The 17,598-nt window shown below is 69.9% G+C and carries 19 protein-coding genes; 4 read left to right on the forward strand and 15 right to left on the reverse strand.

Going from position 1 to position 17,598, the window contains the following annotated elements; genetic code table 11:
* Positions 1-148 precede the first annotated feature (148 nt).
* The 4 genes from ACZ6MZ_RS17270 to rpmG form a co-directional block, all read right to left on the reverse strand.
* Complete coding sequence (locus ACZ6MZ_RS17270) at positions 149-973, reverse strand: aldo/keto reductase (protein WP_469352701.1); 825 nt, start codon at positions 971-973, stop codon at positions 149-151.
* 124 nt (positions 974-1,097) lie between these two features.
* Positions 1,098-2,363, reverse strand: coding sequence for an MFS transporter (locus ACZ6MZ_RS17275; RefSeq protein ID WP_469352702.1), 1,266 nt, complete (start codon positions 2,361-2,363; stop codon positions 1,098-1,100).
* A 235-nt stretch (positions 2,364-2,598) separates the two neighbouring features.
* Positions 2,599-2,862 (reverse strand): type B 50S ribosomal protein L31, encoded by a 264-nt coding sequence (locus tag ACZ6MZ_RS17280; protein ID WP_389790701.1) that lies wholly within the window; start codon positions 2,860-2,862, stop codon positions 2,599-2,601.
* A gap of 61 nt (positions 2,863-2,923) precedes the next feature.
* Positions 2,924-3,088, reverse strand: coding sequence for a 50S ribosomal protein L33 (gene rpmG, locus ACZ6MZ_RS17285; RefSeq protein WP_384188483.1), 165 nt, complete (start codon positions 3,086-3,088; stop codon positions 2,924-2,926).
* A 212-nt stretch (positions 3,089-3,300) separates the two neighbouring features.
* Here rpmG and ACZ6MZ_RS17290 point away from each other — a divergent pair, with 212 nt between their 5' ends.
* The gene (locus ACZ6MZ_RS17290) at positions 3,301-3,942 is read left to right on the forward strand and encodes a histidine phosphatase family protein (protein ID WP_469352705.1); all 642 of its coding nucleotides are present in this window, start codon (positions 3,301-3,303) and stop codon (positions 3,940-3,942) included.
* A gap of 447 nt (positions 3,943-4,389) precedes the next feature.
* Positions 4,390-5,880 (forward strand): MFS transporter, encoded by a 1,491-nt coding sequence (locus tag ACZ6MZ_RS17295; protein ID WP_384188481.1) that lies wholly within the window; start codon positions 4,390-4,392, stop codon positions 5,878-5,880.
* 122 nt (positions 5,881-6,002) lie between these two features.
* Here ACZ6MZ_RS17295 and ACZ6MZ_RS17300 read toward each other — a convergent pair whose 3' ends face one another.
* Positions 6,003-6,206 carry a cold-shock protein gene (locus ACZ6MZ_RS17300; RefSeq protein WP_327232769.1) on the reverse strand — a complete coding sequence of 68 codons (204 nt, stop codon included), beginning with the start codon at positions 6,204-6,206 and terminating at the stop codon, positions 6,003-6,005.
* A 326-nt stretch (positions 6,207-6,532) separates the two neighbouring features.
* Positions 6,533-7,525, reverse strand: a complete 993-nt coding sequence (locus ACZ6MZ_RS17305; RefSeq protein ID WP_469352707.1) for an aldo/keto reductase — start codon at positions 7,523-7,525, stop codon at positions 6,533-6,535.
* A gap of 46 nt (positions 7,526-7,571) precedes the next feature.
* Between ACZ6MZ_RS17305 and ACZ6MZ_RS17310 the strand changes: the two genes are divergently transcribed.
* On the forward strand, positions 7,572-8,267 hold the full coding sequence (locus ACZ6MZ_RS17310; RefSeq protein ID WP_389790697.1) for a TetR/AcrR family transcriptional regulator: 696 nt from the start codon (positions 7,572-7,574) through the stop codon (positions 8,265-8,267).
* A gap of 92 nt (positions 8,268-8,359) precedes the next feature.
* On the forward strand, positions 8,360-9,940 hold the full coding sequence (locus ACZ6MZ_RS17315) for an MDR family MFS transporter (RefSeq protein ID WP_469352933.1): 1,581 nt from the start codon (positions 8,360-8,362) through the stop codon (positions 9,938-9,940).
* A gap of 87 nt (positions 9,941-10,027) precedes the next feature.
* Here the strand turns inward: ACZ6MZ_RS17315 and ACZ6MZ_RS17320 are convergent, their stop codons facing one another.
* The 9 genes from ACZ6MZ_RS17320 to trpA all read right to left on the reverse strand — a co-directional run bounded on the left by ACZ6MZ_RS17320 (position 10,028) and on the right by trpA (position 17,561).
* Complete coding sequence (locus ACZ6MZ_RS17320; protein WP_384188476.1) at positions 10,028-10,324, reverse strand: hypothetical protein; 297 nt, start codon at positions 10,322-10,324, stop codon at positions 10,028-10,030.
* A 207-nt stretch (positions 10,325-10,531) separates the two neighbouring features.
* Positions 10,532-11,137 (reverse strand): anthrone oxygenase family protein, encoded by a 606-nt coding sequence (locus ACZ6MZ_RS17325; RefSeq protein ID WP_384327666.1) that lies wholly within the window; start codon positions 11,135-11,137, stop codon positions 10,532-10,534.
* Positions 11,138-11,521: 384 nt separating this feature from the next.
* Complete coding sequence (gene metF / locus ACZ6MZ_RS17330) at positions 11,522-12,466, reverse strand: methylenetetrahydrofolate reductase [NAD(P)H] (RefSeq protein ID WP_389790696.1); 945 nt, start codon at positions 12,464-12,466, stop codon at positions 11,522-11,524.
* 147 nt (positions 12,467-12,613) lie between these two features.
* Positions 12,614-13,675, reverse strand: a complete 1,062-nt coding sequence (locus ACZ6MZ_RS17335) for an alpha/beta hydrolase (RefSeq protein WP_469352711.1) — start codon at positions 13,673-13,675, stop codon at positions 12,614-12,616.
* A gap of 42 nt (positions 13,676-13,717) precedes the next feature.
* On the reverse strand, positions 13,718-14,428 hold the full coding sequence (locus ACZ6MZ_RS17340) for a beta/alpha barrel domain-containing protein (RefSeq protein WP_389790694.1): 711 nt from the start codon (positions 14,426-14,428) through the stop codon (positions 13,718-13,720).
* Positions 14,425-15,171 (reverse strand): phosphoribosylanthranilate isomerase, encoded by a 747-nt coding sequence (locus ACZ6MZ_RS17345; RefSeq protein ID WP_386875209.1) that lies wholly within the window; start codon positions 15,169-15,171, stop codon positions 14,425-14,427. The genes ACZ6MZ_RS17340 and ACZ6MZ_RS17345 overlap by 4 nt, the downstream gene beginning before the upstream one ends.
* A complete protein-coding gene (locus ACZ6MZ_RS17350; RefSeq protein ID WP_389790693.1) occupies positions 15,168-16,313 on the reverse strand; it encodes an acyl-CoA dehydrogenase family protein in 1,146 nt (381 codons plus the stop codon). Before ACZ6MZ_RS17350 ends, ACZ6MZ_RS17345 begins: the two co-directional genes overlap by 4 nt.
* A gap of 46 nt (positions 16,314-16,359) precedes the next feature.
* Positions 16,360-16,734, reverse strand: a complete 375-nt coding sequence (locus ACZ6MZ_RS17355; protein ID WP_384188464.1) for an ectoine synthase — start codon at positions 16,732-16,734, stop codon at positions 16,360-16,362.
* A gap of 2 nt (positions 16,735-16,736) precedes the next feature.
* A complete protein-coding gene (trpA, locus tag ACZ6MZ_RS17360) occupies positions 16,737-17,561 on the reverse strand; it encodes a tryptophan synthase subunit alpha (protein ID WP_384327675.1) in 825 nt (274 codons plus the stop codon).
* Positions 17,562-17,598: the final 37 nt, after the last annotated feature.

Raw genomic sequence — 17,598 nt, forward strand, 5'->3', positions numbered from 1 at the left:
CGGCTGGTTCGGGGGATCCCAGCCGGGGCCGATCACATGTGATCGCGGCCCGGGGGCGCGGTCCCCCCGCGATCACATATGGATGAACGCTCAACGACAGTCGGCTGTTCCGCCCCCGGGCCACCGCACCGTGTGAACTGCGCCACCGTCAGTTGAAGGCGTCGGGGTCCGGGCCCGTGCGCAGCCCGCGGTCGAGCGTGGCCAGCGCGTCCATGTCCCCGGCCGAGAGCTCGAAGTCGAAGATGTCGATGTTCTCGCGGATGCGCGCGGGGGTGACGGACTTGGGGATCACGACGTTCCCGAGCTGGAGGTGCCAGCGCAGCACCACCTGGGCGGGCGTCTTCTCGTGCCGCCCCGCGATCTCGGTGATCGCCTCCTCTTCGAGCACCGCGCCCTGCGCCAGCGGGCTCCAGGCCTCGGTCGCGATGCCGTGCTGGGCGTGGAAGTCCCGCAGCTCCGCCTGCTGGAGGGCCGGGTGCAGCTCGACCTGGTTCACGGCCGGGGCCACGCCGGTCTCGTCCAGGACACGCTGGAGATGGGCGGGCTGGAAGTTGGACACGCCGATGGAGCGGGCGCGCCCGTCGGCGAGCAGCTTCTCCATCGCGCGCCAGGTGTCGAGGTAGAGGCCACGCGCGGGAGTGGGCCAGTGGATGAGATACAGGTCCACATGGTCCAGGCCCAGCCGGTCCAGGCTGGCGTCGAACGCGGCGAGGGCCGACTCGTACCCCTGGTCGTCGTTCCACAGCTTGGTGGTGATGAACAGATCGTCGCGGGACAGGCCCGAGGAGGCGATGGCGCGGCCGACTCCGGTCTCGTTGCGGTACACCGCGGCCGTGTCGATGCTGCGGTAGCCCGCCTCCAGGGCGGTCAGGACCGCGTCGGTGGACCGCGCGTCGTCGACCTGGAAGACACCGAAGCCGAGCTGCGGGATCGTGACGCCGTTGTTGAGTACGACATGGGGGACGGAAGTCATGGTGTTCCTTTTCTTTGCGGGTGCGCCGGGGGGAGGGGGCGGCGCGGGGAGGACAGGGACACACCGACTACCAACGTAACGACGTCATCCACGACGCGCGCTGTGGCAGGCCGGGGTGCGCGCCTCAGCCGTGGGCCGCGGTGGCCCGGCCCGGCTCCGGAGCATCCACGGACTCGGCCGCGGCCTCGGCGTCGGCGTCGGCGTCGCCGTCGGCTTGGGCTTCGGCGCCCCGTCGGCCGCCGGCTCGCGTACGGCGCTCCAAGGCGCCGGAGACGACCGCGAGGACGAGTGCGGAGCCGGCCAGCGCGGCGCCCACCCAGTTGGGCGCGGTGTACCCGAGCCCCGCGGCGATGACCATGCCGCCGAGCCAGGCGGCCAGCGCGTTGCCCAGGTTGAAGGCGCCGATGTTGACGGCGGAGGCCAGGGTGGGGGCGGCGGACGCCTGGTCAAGGACCCGCTTCTGCAGCGGCGGTACGGTCGCGAAGCCCAGCGCCCCGATCAGCGCGATCGTGACGGCCGCCGCGACCTTGTGGTGAGCGGTGACGGTGAACAGTGCCAGGACCACGGCGAGAGCGCCGAGGGACACGTACAGCATCGGCATCAGACGCCGGTCGGCGAACCTGCCGCCGATGAGATTGCCGCCGACCATACCGAGGCCGAAGAGCACCAGCAGCCAGGTCACCGAGGAGTCCGCGAAACCGGCGGTCCCGGTCATCATCGGGCTGATGTAGGTGATCGCCGCGAACACACCGCCGAAGCCCAGCACGGTCATCGCCATGGCGAGGAGCACCTGCACATTGCGGAAGGCGGCCAGCTCGTGGCGGAGCCGTACGCCCTCGGGACGGGGCTGCTCCGGTATCAGCTTGGCGATGCCCACGAGGCCCAGGACACCGAGTCCGGCGACGACGAGGAACGTCGCCCGCCAGCCGGCCGACTGGCCGATGAAGGTGCCCAGCGGTACGCCGACGACATTGGCGACCGTCAGGCCGGTGAACATCAGGGCGATGGCCCCGGCCTTCTTCTGCGGCGCGACCAGACCGGCGGCGACGACGGAACCGATGCCGAAGAACGCCCCATGGGCCAGCGAGGCGACGACACGCCCGGTGAGCATCACCCCGAAGGTGGGGGCGAGCGCGGAGAGCACATTGCCCGCGACGAACAGCCCCATCAGCAGCATCAGCATGCGCTTGCGGGAGATCCGGGTACCGAGGACGGTCATCACCGGGGCGCCGAGCACCACACCGAGGGCGTAGCCGGTGACCAGCAGCCCGGCGGTGGGGATCCCGACCCCGTACTCGGCGGCGACCTCGGGGAGCAGCCCCATGATCACGAACTCGGTGGTGCCGATACCGAATGCCCCGATGGCCAGCGCGAGGAGCGCGAGTGGCATGGGTAGAACCTTCCCAGGAGATTGCACGTGCGCCTTACGAGCGAACACAATACTTGCAGGCGCCGACTAGTTGCAAGCGCGCCCTATTGCAGGAGCGCGCTATCCGCGCCTGCCCCGGGAGTGCGGGCTCCGGTCAGCCGCTCATGACGAGAGCCGGGCAGGAACCCTGATCGGGGTTCCTGCCCGGCTCTCACACACAGACCGGCGGTTCAGCCGCACGAGACGGCCGTACGGGTCAGCTCCGCGGCGCCTTCCCGCGCGCGCCGTAGCGGCGCTCGAAGCGCTCCACCCGTCCTGCGGTGTCCACCACGCGGGTGGCTCCGGTGTAGAAGGGGTGGCTCGCGGAGGAGATCTCCACGTCGACGACGGGGTACGTATTGCCGTCCTCCCACTCCACGCTCCGCGCCGAGTCCGCGGTGGAACGTGTCAGGAAGGCGGTTCCCGCGGCGCGGTCCCGGAAGACGACCGGACGGGATTCGGGGTGGATACGAGGCTTCATGCGGGATTCCTTCCTCGGTACGAGGGGGCTGGACGGATGTTCATCGCGCTGGCGGGGTGGGTCAGCGCTCCTCGCGGAACATGACGTGCTCGCCGAGAGCGGGGTCGTACTTGCGCAGGTAGAGGCGGTCGGGATCGTTCCGACGGCTCTTGCGCGTCACATAGGTGTGGCCGGTGCCGGCCGTGGACCGGAGAGTGACGATCGGGCGGGCATCGCTGCGTGCCATGAAGTTCTCCAGACGCTGTTCCTCGACACCGTCCCCTGGTCGAACTGGGGGTGGATGTCGTTCCCATCAAGTGGTACGTCGGTGTAACGCGACGGCCCCCGGAGGCATTCCCGCCAGGTCAGGGACGCCGGGACAGGGGACACTGGGCTTGGCGGACCACATAGGGTCCGCTCCGGTGACAGAGCGCGGAGAGCGGGAAGTGGGCGGCAGTCATGGGTGAGTTGATCCTGGTACGGCACGGAGAGACCACCTGGTCCCGGTCCGGGCAGCACACCAGTTACACCGACCTTCCGATGACCGAGCGCGGCGAGGGGCAGGCCCGCACCCTCGCGCCCCTGCTCGCCGACCGCACCATCGGGCTCACGCTGGTCAGCCCCATGACGCGCGCGCGGCGTACGGCTGAGCTGGCCGGCCTCGGCGACGCCCGCGTCACCGAGGAACTGCGCGAGTGGGACTACGGCGGCTACGAGGGCATCGCCACCACGGAGATCCACCGCACGCGCGCCGGCTGGAACCTGTGGACCGACGGCGTGGTCCCCGGCCCGGACGGCCATCCCGGGGAGAGCCCCGCGGAGGTCGGGCACCGCGCCGACCGCGTACTCGCCGAGGCTCTGGACACCCTGCGCGCGGGGGACGACGATGTCGCCCTGGTCTCGCACTCCCACTTCCTGCGCGTGCTCACCGCGCGCTACCTCGGGCTGGCGCCCGCCGCGGGCTCCCTCTTCACGCTCGCCACCGGGACCGTCTCGCGCCTCGGCACGGAGCATGACCGTCCGGTCGTCACGGCCTGGAATTTCGCGCTTCCCGAGAGCCTTCTGCGCGCCACGCCGCGGGAGAAGGAAACCGCGGCCTGACCGCGCCGACGGGCGTCGGCCCGGGAGCGCGGCCCCTTGCGGGAATGCCGTCCGGTAACGACCTGGTGCACGATAGCCAGTGGATCAGCGAGCGGCGTCATGCGGCTTCGAATCCAAGGCGGAGGAGGGAGGCGACGCGGAGCGTCGTCGACTGACGACAACGCCGGAGGCGGAGTCGCAGGGCGTCGGAAGCCCGCTGGCTATCGTGCACCAGGTCGTAAGGATCCAGATGCTGCCGCCGGGCTCGTACTGGTACCAGATCGGAACGGTGAGCGGAGCCCGTCCCGGCGCCGCGGCCACCGCCGGCGCGGCGATGTGCGGCTCGGTCAGGAACGGCGGCGCGCCCGGCAGCGGAGGCAAAGCGCCTGTTTATGAAGTTTGATCATGGGGTACTCGCAGCCAGCACCTTCGACGCCGAAGGAGTCGTCGCCAGGCAGGAGGCACACCATGAGCCAGTCCGGAGGTACGGGGATCGCGACCGTCACCACCAAGGTCCCCGCCAGACTCGACCGTCTTCCCTGGTCACGATGGCATTGGATGATCGTGATCGGCCTGGGAACCGTATGGATCCTCGACGGCCTGGAAGTGACGGTCGTCGGCAATATCGCGAGCCGTCTCTCGGAGGACGGCAGCGGGCTGCCGATCTCGGACACGCAGGTCACCGGCGTGGCCGCCGCGCTCTATGTGGCCGGCTCCTGCTCCGGCGCGCTGTTCTTCGGCTGGCTCACCGACCGGTACGGCCGCAAGAAGCTCTTCCTCATCACGCTCGCGGTCTATCTCGCGGCGACCGCCGCGACGGCCCTGTCCTTCTCGGTCTGGTGGTTCTTCCTCTTCCGTTTCCTGACCGGTTTCGGTATCGGCGGCGAGTACGCGGCCATCAACTCGGCCATCGACGAACTGATCCCCAGTAAGTACCGCGGCCGCGTGGACCTCATCATCAACGGCAGCTTCTGGCTCGGCGCCATGGGTGGCGCGCTGCTGTCGGTCCTGGCCCTCAACACCGACATCTTCCCCAAGGACGTCGGCTGGCGGCTCACCTTCGCCCTGGGCGTGGTCCTGGGGCTGGTCATCCTGCTGGTCCGCCGTCATGTACCGGAGAGCCCGCGGTGGATGTACATCCACGGGCAGGCGGAAGAAGCGGACCGGCTCGTCGCCGGCGCGGAACGGGAGATCGAGGCGGAGACCGGCCGGAAGCTGCCCGAGCCCGCGGGCGCCATCACCATCGAACAGCGGGGCTCCATCGGCTTCATAGAGATCGCCAGGACGCTGTTCCGCGACTACCCCAAGCGCGCGATTCTCGGCTTCTCGCTCTTCGTCGGGCAGGCGTTCCTCTACAACGCCATCACCTTCGGCTTCGGTTCGATCCTGGTGACCTTCTTCGACGTCTCCAGCGGCTCGACCGGCTACTTCTTCGCCGCCATCGCGTTCGGCAACTTCCTCGGCCCGCTGCTGCTCGGGCGGCTGTTCGACACGGTGGGCCGCAGGCCCATGATCGCGGGCACCTATATCCTCTCCGGGCTCCTGCTCTTCGTCACCGCGTGGTTCTTCAGCAACGGCTGGCTCACCGCGACGACCATGACGGTGTGCTGGGGCGTGGTCCTCTTCTTCGCCTCGGCCGGTGCCAGCTCCGCGTACCTCACGGTCAGCGAGATCTTCCCGATGGAGACCCGGGCCATGTCGATCGCCTTCTTCTACGCCATCGGTACGGCGGCGGGCGGTATCTCGGGACCGCTGCTGTTCGCGGGTCTGACCGAGAGCGGAGTCGTCGCCGACGCCGTCATCGCGTTCTGCGTCGGTGCGTCGCTGATGGTGCTCGCGGGTCTGGTGGCGGTGTTCTTCGCCGTCGCCGCCGAGGGCAAGTCGCTCGAGGACATCGCCACGCCGCTGTCGGCCCGTGGGGCCAAGGACGGGGACACGGCGGGTTCCTCGGCCCTCTGACCCCACCGGCCGCACCGGCCGCACCGGCCGGACAACGCGGCGGGCGCCGGTCCGGTGGAAGGGAATTCCACCGGACCGGCGCCCTGTCGTCCATGCCTTCGCAGGCTCGGCGGACGGCTGTGTTATGCGGGGAGGATGTTCTCCGCCTGCGGGCCCTTCTGGCCCTGCGTGACCTCGAAGGTCACCTTCTGGCCCTCCTGCAGCTCACGGAAGCCGGACGTCGCGATGTTCGAGTAGTGCGCGAACACGTCGGGGCCACCGCCGTCCTGCGCGATGAAGCCGAAGCCCTTTTCCGAGTTGAACCACTTCACTGTTCCACTGGCCATGTTCAGTCTCCGTTTTAGAGGGACGCGTGGTTCCCGCACGGCGCGGGAACCGGAGGTGATCGCCCTGGTCCGCAGAGACGCTGAACAGCACAAACGCCCGTGACTGCACGTCACGGGCGAGCGGTACTTCGGAACCACGACAGCTGATCAAGACGCTACAGTGCGCGGCGCGATACAGCCACAGAAACCGGCAACTCTTGCGTCTGTGCCGCCCCTCGGGCCGCAATTGTCTCATCATCGCCTGTTCCCATTATCAGGCAATCTGCTCAGTCGACTCGAACGACGACAATCGTGACATCTCCGCCGCACCGCCCGTGCCCCGCTTCCTACCAGCGGTGATGGATCGAGGCTCGCAGGCGGCGGTCGTAGAGCTCCCGCACTCCGTCGAGAACCGGCTGTTCCAGCGCCGGGAGCGCGGCGGCCGCACCGTTGGCGCGGGCCTGCTCGACGGAGCGGGCGCCGGGGATGACACTGCTGACGCCGGGCTGCTGAATGATCCAGCGCAGCGCGGTGCCGGCCGAGGTGGCCCCTTCGGGAGCCAGCCCGGCGAACTCGGCGGCCGCCGCGACGCCCGTCCCGTACTCGATGCCGGAGAACGTCTCGCCCTGGTCGAAGGCCTCGCCGTGCCGGTTGTACGTACGGTGGTCGTCGGCGGCGAAGACCGTGTCCTTGGTGTACTTGCCGGACAGCAGTCCGGAGGCGAGCGGAACCCGCGCGATGATGCCGACGCCCGCCTCACGGGCGGCCGGGAGCACCTCTTCCAACGGCTTCAGCCGGAACGGGTTGAGGATGATCTGCACACTGGCGACGCCGGGACGGGCGATGGCGGCGAGCGCCTCGGCGCAGGTCTCGACACTGACGGCGTAGGCGGCGACCCGCCGCTCCGCGACCAGGGTGTCGAGCGCGTCGAAGACCGCGTCGGAGGTGTAGACGCTCGTGGGCGGGCAGTGCAACTGCACGAGGTCGAGGGTCTCCACACCCAGATTGGCCCGCGAACGGTCGTTCCAGGCCCGGAAGTTGTCCAGGACGTAGTTCTCGGGCAGCTGCTCGGCGCGCCGGCCCATCTTCGTCGCGACGAAGACCCCGGCGTCCGGACGGTCCTTGAGATACCGGCCGATGAGCTGCTCGCTGCGCCCGTCGCCGTACACATCGGCCGTGTCGAAGAACGTGACCCCCGACTCGACCGCCGCGTCCAGGACGGCGAACGCGTCCGATTCGGTCACATCACCCCAGTCGGCGCCGAGCTGCCATGTCCCCAGTCCTACGACGGAGACGTCTCTTCCTGTCCTGCCCAATACACGCTGCTCCATACGGATCATGCTACGTCCCCCGCCGGGCGCCATTAATTTTGCAGATCCTGCACTTTTGCATACTCTGCAAGATGTGAAAACCGAAGGTGGCGCGCCGGGACTCCGTGAGCGCAAGAAGCAGGCGACGCGTACGGCCCTGGCGGAGGCCGCGGTGCGGCTCGCCGCCGAGCACGGCGCGGAGAACGTCACCGTCGAGGCGATCAGCGAGGCCGCCGGGGTCTCGCCGCGTACGTTCTTCAACTACTTCGACACCCACGACGACGCGTTCGTCATGCTCGACCCGGAGATCGGGGAGCGGGTACGGCGCGCGGTGCGCGAGGCACCGGCCGCCCTGTCCCCGCTCGATGTGGTGCGTGAGGCGCTGGCCACCGAACTGGCCGATGTGGAGGAGCGCCAGAAGATCTGGAAACTGCGGGCCACGGTGCTGAAGCGTTCTCCGCATCTGCTGGTCCGCGGCCTGGGCGCGCACATGGCCCAGGAACTCGACCTGGCCGGCGCCATCGCGGAACGGCTCGGTTCAGGGGGGACGGACGGCCCCGATCCGGCGGCTCTCGAACTCTATCCGCGGCTGCTCGCGGCCGTCGCGGGGACCGCCGTACGGGTCTGTGTCGAGCACTGGTGCGCCCAGGCCCCCGCAGAGGCCTTCCCCGACGTGTTCCAGCGCGTCTTCGCCCATCTCGAGGCCGGACTTCCCGAACCGCCGGCGCCGGCCCGGCCCGTGTCACCGCCGGTATCTCCCTCCGACTGCTGATCCCTTGTTTTCTTTCCTGAGCATCCGAGTCCATGGATTTGAAGAAGGACACCTTGAGTGCAACAGAGGCGCCTGAGCAGGCGCCGACTTCCATGTCCAACCGGCAGATACTGCAGGCCATGTCGGGGCTGATGGCCGGCATGTTCGTCGCCATCCTGGCCGGCACGGTGGTGGCCAACGCGCTGCCCCGCATCATCGCCGACCTCGGCGCCACCCAGTCGTCGTACACCTGGGTCGTCACCTCCGAGCTGCTCGCCATGACGGCGACCGTCCCGCTCTGGGGCAAGCTCTCCGATCTCTACAACAAGAAGCTGCTGCTGCAGCTGTCGCTCGCCATGTTCGTGGTCGGCTCCCTGCTCGCCGGCTTCTCGCAGGGCGTCGGCCTGCTCATCTTCAGCCGTGTCGTCCAGGGCATCGGCGCCGGCGGTCTGACCGCCCTCGCCCAGGTCGTCATGGCCGCGGTCATCCCGCCCCGGCGGCTGGGCAAGTACGCCGGCATCTTCGGCGCCGTCTTCGCCGTCGGTACGGTCGCAGGACCGCTGGTCGGCGGCGTGCTGGTGGACACCTCGTGGCTGGGCTGGCGCTGGTGCTTCTTCATCGGCGTGCCCTTCGCGCTGGCCGCGATCCTGATGCTGCAGCGCACGCTGAAGCTGCCCACGGTCCGCCGTGAGGTGAAGATCGACTTCCTGGGCGCGTTCCTGATCGTCGCGGGCGTCTGCTCGCTGCTCATCTGGACCTCGCTGGCGGGCAATCAGTTCGACTGGGCGTCCTGGCAGACGGCCGCCCTGACCGGTACGGGTGCGGTGCTGCTGGTGGCCGCGGTCTTCGTGGAGGCGCGGGTACCCGAGCCGATCATCCCGCTGACCATCTTCCGTAACCGCACCGTCTCGCTGACCACCCTCGCCAGCCTGCTGGTCGGTGTGGCCATGTTCGGCGGCACCGTCTTCCTCTCGCAGTACTTCCAGATCGCGCTGGGCAAGTCCCCGACCATCGCGGGGCTGATGAGCCTGCCGCTGATCCTCGGTCTGCTGGTGTCCTCCACCATCGCCGGCCAGATCATCAGCGCCACCGGCAAGTGGAAGGTCTATCTGGTCGCCGGCGGCGTCATCATGACGGCGGGCCTCGGGCTCCTGGCCACCATCGACACGGACACCGGCTTCGGTCTGCTCAGCGTCTACATGGCCGTCCTCGGCATCGGCGTCGGCCTGCTGATGCAGAACCTGGTCCTCGCGGCGCAGAACGATGTCCCCGCGTCGGAGCTGGGCGCGGCCACGTCCGTCCTGTCGTTCTTCCGCTCCATGGGCGGCACGATCGGGGTGAGCGTGCTGGGCGCGGTGCTGGCCAACAAGGTGACCGCCGAGATCTCCAAGAGCCTGGGCACGGCCGGCCAGGCCGCCTCCGGCGGTTCCGGGGAGACCTCCGTACCGGACATGTCCAAACTGCCCGAGCCGATGCGGGAGATCGTGGAGAACGCCTACGGGCTGGCCACGGCGGAACTCTTCCTGGTCGCCGTCCCGTTCGCCGCTCTCGCACTGGTCGCGGTGATCTTCATCAAGGAGAAGCCGCTCAAGACGACGAGCGGTATGGAGCGCCTCATCGAGGAGAGCAAGCAGGAGGAGAGCAAGCAGTCCCAGGAGGACGCCAAGGCGGCGCCGCCCGCCCCGGTGGTCTGACCCGCGTCCGCGCGCACCGCGCGGTACCACGCCGCGTAGCCGGATGGCCCCTGGGATTCCAGGGGCCATCCGCATGAACAGGGCGGCTCAGTGGTCGTCCCAGTGACCGTCGTGCTCGGCGTGCCGGTGGCCTTCGTGCACGTAGTCCACATGGTCTCCGTGGGGCACCGCCACATGACCGCACGCTGCGCCGTGCTGGTGCGCATGACCACTGTGCGGGGCGTGGTCGCGGGGCTCGCACTCGTCCACGTGGTCGTCGTGGACCTGGTGCAGATGGCCGTCGTGCACATAGTCCACATGGCCGTCGTGCGGGACGGCCACATGGCCGCAGCCCTCACCGTGCTGGTGGGTGTGGTTCGGGTGGGGGGCGTGGGCAGTCGTCATGGCTCTCTCCGGTTGTCCCTCGGAGGCCGTCGGCGCCCGGTCCGCGGGCGCCGACGGCCTGATTCGCCACGCCAACGAGGAGCACGGGCCCACGTCACCGTCCCTGTGCCATTCGGCCGAGCGGGAACGACGAAGCGCCCGCCTCTCCCCGGGGGAACCTCTCGGGAGGACGGGCGCGGTTCGTGAGGCGGGTGCGGCCGCCGGAAATCAGACGCCGTGCGGGCGCATCGCGGGGGCGGTGGTGCCGCGGCCGTGCAGCACCAGGGCACGGGCGAGGAAGCCCAGCGCCGCCGTGCAGACCAGGGTCCGCAGGATGTTGGTCGCCACCCAGGTGTCCTTGAACTTGTCGACGATGGAGAAGTCCGTGATCTTCGACGGGTCACCGGCCTGGGCCAGCTCGTTGTTGAGCGGGATGTTGACGCTGACCGTGATGATCAGGGCCACCACGTAGAGCACGGCGGCCGCGCCGACCCAGCGCGCGGCGCCGCGCCGGCCCTGACGGTGTTCCAGGACGACCGCGACCCCCGTGGCCAGCAGCGCTCCGACGAAAACCATGCCGAAGAGACCGCTGCCGTCGATCAGTGCGTTGAAGTTCTGCATCGCGGCCACATAGGTGCGGTCGTCCGTCTTCGCCAGCCCCGGCATGACCGAGACGTCGAACGCGAAGAAGAGGCCGGCCATGAGCCCCATGGTGATGGTGGCGATCATCAGCAGCGGTCCGGCGGCCTTGCTCTGGCGCACGGGCGGTGCGGCGGCGGGGGCCGGCGGGTAGGCCGCGTAGGGGTTGGGGGTTCCGGTCGGGTTGAAGCTCATGGGAGTTCCTTGTCTGGTGGTCGAAGCCGTCCGATGCGAGGTGATCCGGCGGCCGCCACGGTGTCGTTGCCGGGATCCGTCGACGCCCGCTGTTCTCAGACGGTCCGCACGGCCTGTCCGGACCCCTGGGCACATCTCCTGCTCAACGTCATGGAACCAGTCAAGTCCAGCGCGGTGAGACGGTACATAGCCATGGATCTCAGGTCCATGTCTCTGCGTCCAAGCCGCTGTCGGTGTTCCCGCTCCCCCCGTCGGAGCCTGTCCACGGGAGGGCAAGCCCGGAGATCATAGACAGCCGCTACGACGGCCTGCCAGGCCGTCTGGACGCATCCTCGACCGGGTCTCCAGCGGGTACGGAACGGGCCGCGGCCCGGCCGCGGCGGTTCAGTACGGGGTGGCGGCGAGCGTCCGGTCGGGCCGTCCGCCCACGCCCAGGTTCTGATGGATCTCCAGGGTCGCCGTGGAGCGGTTGAGGGTGATGTAGTGCAGCCCCGGTGCTCCCTCGGCGAGCAGCCGCTCGGCCATGGCCGTGGCGTACTCGACTCCGATGCGATGGCCGTCCGCGGGACGGTCGCGGGCCGCTTCGAGCCGCCGGGCCAGCGCGTCGGGGAAGCGGGCGTCGCTCAGTTCGGCGAAGCGGCGGATCTGCCGTACGTCGGTGGCCGGCATGATCTCCGGGATGATCGGGGTCGTGCATCCGGCGGCGCCGAGCCGGTCGCGCAGCCGCAGGTAGTCGTCCACGTCGAAGAACATCTGGGTGATGGCGTAGTCGGCGCCCGCCCGGCACTTGGCGACGAAGTGGCGGATGTCGCTGTCCCAGTCGGCCGAGCGGGGGTGGCGCTCGGGGAAGGCGGCCACGCCGACGGTGAAGTCTCCCAGTTCCCTGATGAGGGAGACCAGTTCACTCGCCTGGGCGAAGCCCTCCGGATGGCGGACCCACTCGCCCCGGGGGTCACCTGGCGGGTCGCCGCGCAGCGCGAGGACGTCCCGGATGCCGGCGTCCGCGTACTGGCCGATGATGTGCCGCAGTTCGGCGACCGAGTGCCCGACCGCGGTGAGATGGGCGACGGGGCGCAGGGTGGTCTCGGCGGCGATGCGCTTGGTGACCTCGATCGTGCGGTCCCTGGACGAGCCGCCGGCGCCGTAGGTCACGGAGACGAAGGAGGGCGCGAGCGCCTCGATACGGCGGATCGCGTTCCACAGCGTGCGTTCACCCGCCTCGGTCCTCGGCGGGAAGAACTCGAAGGAGTACGAGCGCCGGCCGTCGCCCGGCAGGACGCGCCGCCCGGGCCCGGGGTACTGCGGACGGTCTGCGGTCTCTGCCGCCATGGCAGGGGTCCTTCCTGGAGTCGCTCGGTGCGTGGGTGGGCACGGTCCGCACACAGTAGCCGCGATGTACGGCGGTTCCGCGGGCATGACCACGGACTGATCACCGGCATGGCGGAGCCCGGTAACCGTCGCTTCTGAAGCCGGAATTCAGGTGCGCGCGGGGCTGTCCCGCTCGCGCAGCAGGCATTCCTCCAGGAAGGCCAGCGCCCGCAGATGGTAGGTGCGGGCGGCGCGGCCGATGCTGATGTTGTGGCCGGCGGCTGCCAGCCGTTCCACCGTGACCAGGGGGGCGGCGGTCAGCCGGTCCCGCATCGCGGCCAGCGCGTCGTCGTCCAGTTCCCACCAGAGTTCGTGCTCGGCGAAGGTGAGCCTGACCGGGTTCGTGATCCGGCCGGCCAGGCGCGGGTACTGGGCGGGCCAGATCGCCGTCTGGGCGGCCTCCCGCCTCGGCACCGGCATCAGGAGGGTGCGGCTCGCCCGGAACGTACCGGGTGCGTACAGCCGCAGCGGACCCCAGTTGAGCTTGGAGGCGCCGCCGCCGAGGGTGTCGGGGAAGTGCCGGGCCTCGGGGGCGTACAGCCAGCCGCAGCCGTTGATGTCGAGGCCGATCAGCCCCTTGCCCGCCTCCTCCGCCGCCATGTGCAGCGCGACCTTGCCGCCGTCGGAGTGGGCGACGACGAAGAAGCCCGCCCCGGTCTCGTGGGTGCGGGCGAAGTCGGCGAGCGCGGCGTGCAGGGTGGTCGCCTGCTCGCCGAGCGGCTGGCCCTCGGGCAGTTGCCCAGTGGAGAGGCCGTAGCCGGGACGGTCCAGCGCCAGCACGGAGTGGCCGAGCCGCGCGCCGAGCGTGAGCAGCGAGTTGGCCGGATCGGTCAGCCCGTTGAAGTAGTCGGCGCACATGCCGCGGCCGTGGATGGCGACGATCACGGCACGGGGTTCTCCGCCGGCCGGCTCGGCGAGCAGACCCGACACCTGTACGCCGTCGGCGTCGAGGGTGACGGGGCGGACCGCGGGCGCCACCTCGGCGGCGGGCAGGGCGCCGTCGGGAACGGTGGGCGCGACACCGGCGGGCGCGGTTTCGACCGGAACGGCTTGTACGGGCACGGCTTGTACGGGCACGGCTTCGACCGGCGGCGCTTCGACGGGCAGGGTGGCGCCCGGGGCGGCGGGCAGGCTTCCGGCGGGGACGGCGGCAGGGGCGGGAGCTGTCATGGCTGGCGGTTCTCCTGGGGAGCGGGGGTGGGCCGGGGCCGGTCAGACCGTCCTGGCCTCGGGGCGGGTCCGGGCACGGTCCAGGGTGTCGAGCCAGGCGCTCGCGCTCTCGGTGCGCAGCAGCGAGGTGCCGACCAGCAGGCCCGCGAAGCCCGCGTCCAGCAGCTTCGCGGCGGCGAGCGGGCCGTCGATCGCGCTGGCGCTGACCGGGCAGCGCGTACCGGAGGCTCGGAGCGCCGGCAGCAGCGCGAGGCTGCGGTCGATGTCCCCCCGGTCCTTCTCCTTCGTCTTGATGTCCTTGTTGTTGACGGCGACGACGCATTCGTCGGCGTGCGGCAGGCCGTCGAGTTCGGCCTCCTCGGTCACCTCGACGAAGGGGGTGAGGCCGGTGGACAGGCAGGCGGTGATCAGGGTGCGCATGCTGGACCTGGGCAGCAGCGCGGCGGTGAGCAGCACGGCGGAGGCGCCGAGTTCCTTGGCGGTACCCAGCTGGTCCCGGCGGGTGATGAAGTCCTTCTGGAGCAGCGGCAGGTCGGTGAGCGCGGCGACATCGCGCAGCAGGGCGGTGGTGCCGCCGAACCAGCGTCCGGTGACCACCGAGATGCAGGGCGCGCCCGCGGTCTCGTACGACTCGACGATCGCGGCCGGGGTGCGGCCGCCGAGCAGGTCGTAGCCGTGCGCGTCGCGCCGTTTGACCTCCATGACCAGGGGGCGTTCGGCGGCCAGCAGGGCTTCCAGGAACCGGGCGGTCATGTGCTCTCCTCAAGGGATGTGACGGTCCGCCAGGTGCGGGCCAGAGCGGTGACGGCGGGCGCGGAGAAGCGCCCGTGTCCGTCCCGGGCCGCGGTGTCGACATCGATGCCGCGGAACCCGGGGTGCTCGGTGACGCGCGGGTAGTCGGGACGGTTGTGCGGGGAGATGCCCCCCGCGAGCAGGAACGGCCGGGTGAGCCGGGGCAGCAGGCTCAGGACGTCCTGTTCCGGCAGCTGGCGGCCCGTGCTGCCGATACGGCCGTCCTCGGTGGCGGTGTCGAGCAGGAACAGGTCCGTGCCCGCCCGTTCGTACGCGCCGATCAGGGGGCGTTCGAGGCAGCTGCCGCCGCGCAGATGGAGGACCTTGACGAGGACCGCGTCGGGCAGGGCGGCGCGCAGCGCCTTCACCACGGCGGGCGGCTGGTAGGCGTGCAGTTGCAGCCAGCGCAGCCCGGTGCGGCGGGCCAGGCCGGTAAGGGTGTCGGGGTCGCTCAGGAACGTGACGAGGACCGGTTCGAGCCGGCCGGTGGCGTGGGCCGCCGCGACCAGACCGGTCAGCCGCTCCTCGGGCAGCTCGGCGTGGCCGCCGGGTATGCCGTGCCACAGGCCGACCAGGTCGGCTCCGGCGGCGGCGAGTGTCGCGATGTCATCGGGGGCCGTGGCCCCGCATACCTTCAGAACCCGGCGGGTCTCGGGTGCGGCCGAGTGTCCCGCCGGGAGCCTGGAGCCGGGTTCCGGACTCATTTGCCCAGACCCAGCATCGAGGCGATGCGGTTGTACTGGATCTCGCTGGTGCCCGAGTAGATCGTGCCGGCCACGGCGTTGCGCACGTCTTTCTCGAGCCCGTACTCGGTCATGTAGCCGTGACCGCCGAAGATCTGTACGGCGGTCAGGCTCGTCGCCACGTTGCTCTCGCTCGTCACCAGTTTGGCGATGGCCAGATCCACCGTGACGTTCTCGCCGGCTGCGAGGCGTTCACCGGTGTCGTACAGCCATTTCCTGGCCGTCTCCAGTCGGATCTTCGTGTCGACGATCTTGTTGGCGACGGACTGGTAGGAGCCGATCGGCTTGCCGAAGGAACGGCGGGTCTTCGCGTAGTCGACGCAGCGGTCGAGCCGGTGCTGCATCTCCCCCACGTTGACGATGAAGGAGAAGAGGATCTCCCGCTTCATCACGTAGTCGAGCACGATGAACCCACCGCCGACACGGCCCAGGACCTGGGTCGCGGGGACTCGGCACTCGTCGAAGAACAGCTCGCTCAGCGGCGAGGTCCGCAGTCCCATTTTCTTGGTCGGTTTGCCGATCGTGAGCCCGGGGGTGTCCCGGTCCACGAGGAACGCGGTCACACCGAGCGCGCCGCCGTCCGGACGCGTACGCGCGTAGACGACGAACACATCGGCGACCGGTCCGTTGCTGACGAAGATCTTGGAGCCGGTCAGGACGAACTGGTCGCCGTCCCGTACCGCCCGCGTGGTCATCGCCATGGCGTCCGAGCCGCCCTCGGCCTCGGTGATGGCATGGGCGCCGATCACTTCGCCCGAGCAGATCCGCGCCAGATAGGTGTCCTTCTGCGCGTCCGTGCCGAACTGCTCCAGAGGGACGCCGGTGCTGGCCATCGTGGTGGTGACCGAGAAGCTCAGCCCGGAGTCGCGGCAGTTCTCGCCCAGCCCTTCGAGCAGGTACATGGTGGTGAGCAGGGACTGGCCCAGGCCTCCCCACCGTTCGTCGAAGGGCAGGCCGAGGATGCCGGTCTCCCGGATCAGTTTCCACTTGTCCCAGGAGAACGTGGCCTGTTCGTCCTGTTCAATGTGGCCGGCGCTGAGCGCCTCGCCCCACCGGGCCAGGCCCTCACGCAGTGCGGCCTGGTCGGCGTTCCAGCGGATCACGGCGAGCCTTTCCGTATACGGATCAGTAGCGGCGGTTCGGGGCGGATCAGTACGCGGAGGAGACCTGCTCGTCGAGCTGGTGCACCTCGTCGCCCTGGAGGGCCGGGGAGAAGACGCACACCAGGCGCAGGTCCTCGTGCGGGCTGGCCACCAGGTAGTGGGCGTCGTGCTCGTTGAGGGAGTAGAGACGGCCGGGCACGATGGGGTGCGAGGTACCGTCGAGCTCGATCACTTCTCCCGAACCCTCGATGCAGTAGCAGGATTCGATGTGATTGCGGTACTCCAGCCGGGACTTGGTGCCCGCACGCACGGTAGTGTCGGTGATGCTGTAGTCGAGGCCGTCGGCGGCGACGATGAAGCGGCGGCTCAGGCCATTGCCCCACTCGACCGTCTTGACGGTGTCCAGGTCACGGATGAACATGTTCAACTCCCTGTTCTCTCAGGTGTGGTGGAACGGGTGGGCGAGACGGACCTGACGAACGCGCGGAAGTCGTCGACGACGTCGCCCCCTTGGTCGAGCGACTGCTCGATCCGGGCGACACCTGCGGAGCCGATGATTACGGCATCGGCTCCGCAGGCACCGACGGCTTCCACGTCCTGCCTGGTCCTGACCCCGAAGCCGATGGCTATCGGGGACGTTGTGTGCGCCCGGAGCGCGGCGACCGTGCCGGCCAGAGCGGCGTGCCCCGCGACCGGGGCGGTGCCGCTGCGTCCGTAGTGGGCGACGAGATAGAGATACGCGGTGGCCTCGGCCGCCGCTTCCGCCATGGTCGGCGGCGGGCTCTGCTGGTAGCAGGTGGTGACGATGGGGAGTTTCGCCTCGCGTGCCGCCGCGTAGTGGGCGGTGCGCAGCCGCGGCGGCAGCGCGTGGACGAGCAGCCCGTCCGCGCCCGACGCCGCGATGGTACGGAGCACGGCGTCCGGGTCGCGGTGCTTGAGCGAGTGGCTCCAGTCGGCGAGCAGCGCGATCCGCAGCCGGCGCAGCCGCGGGCGTACGTCGGCGATGAAGGCGAGGACCTCGTCGAGCCCGGTGCCAAGGTCGAGAGCCCGGCGTGCCGAGCGGCGGATCACGGGCCCGTCGGTGACCGAGTCCGGGAAGGGCACGGCCAGTTCGAGGCAGTCGACCCCTTCCTCGTCGAGCATGAGCACCAGGTCGGCGAGGACATCGAGCGGCGGATCCCCCGCGTTGAGGAAGAGGGCCAGGCCCGGTCCCTCGCCCGGCCGGACGCGGTCGAAGAATTCAGCCATGGGTCACCGCCTCGGGTCGGTCCTGCATGCGTGGTCC

It is taken from the genome of Streptomyces sp. NPDC042201 (assembly GCF_055582185.1).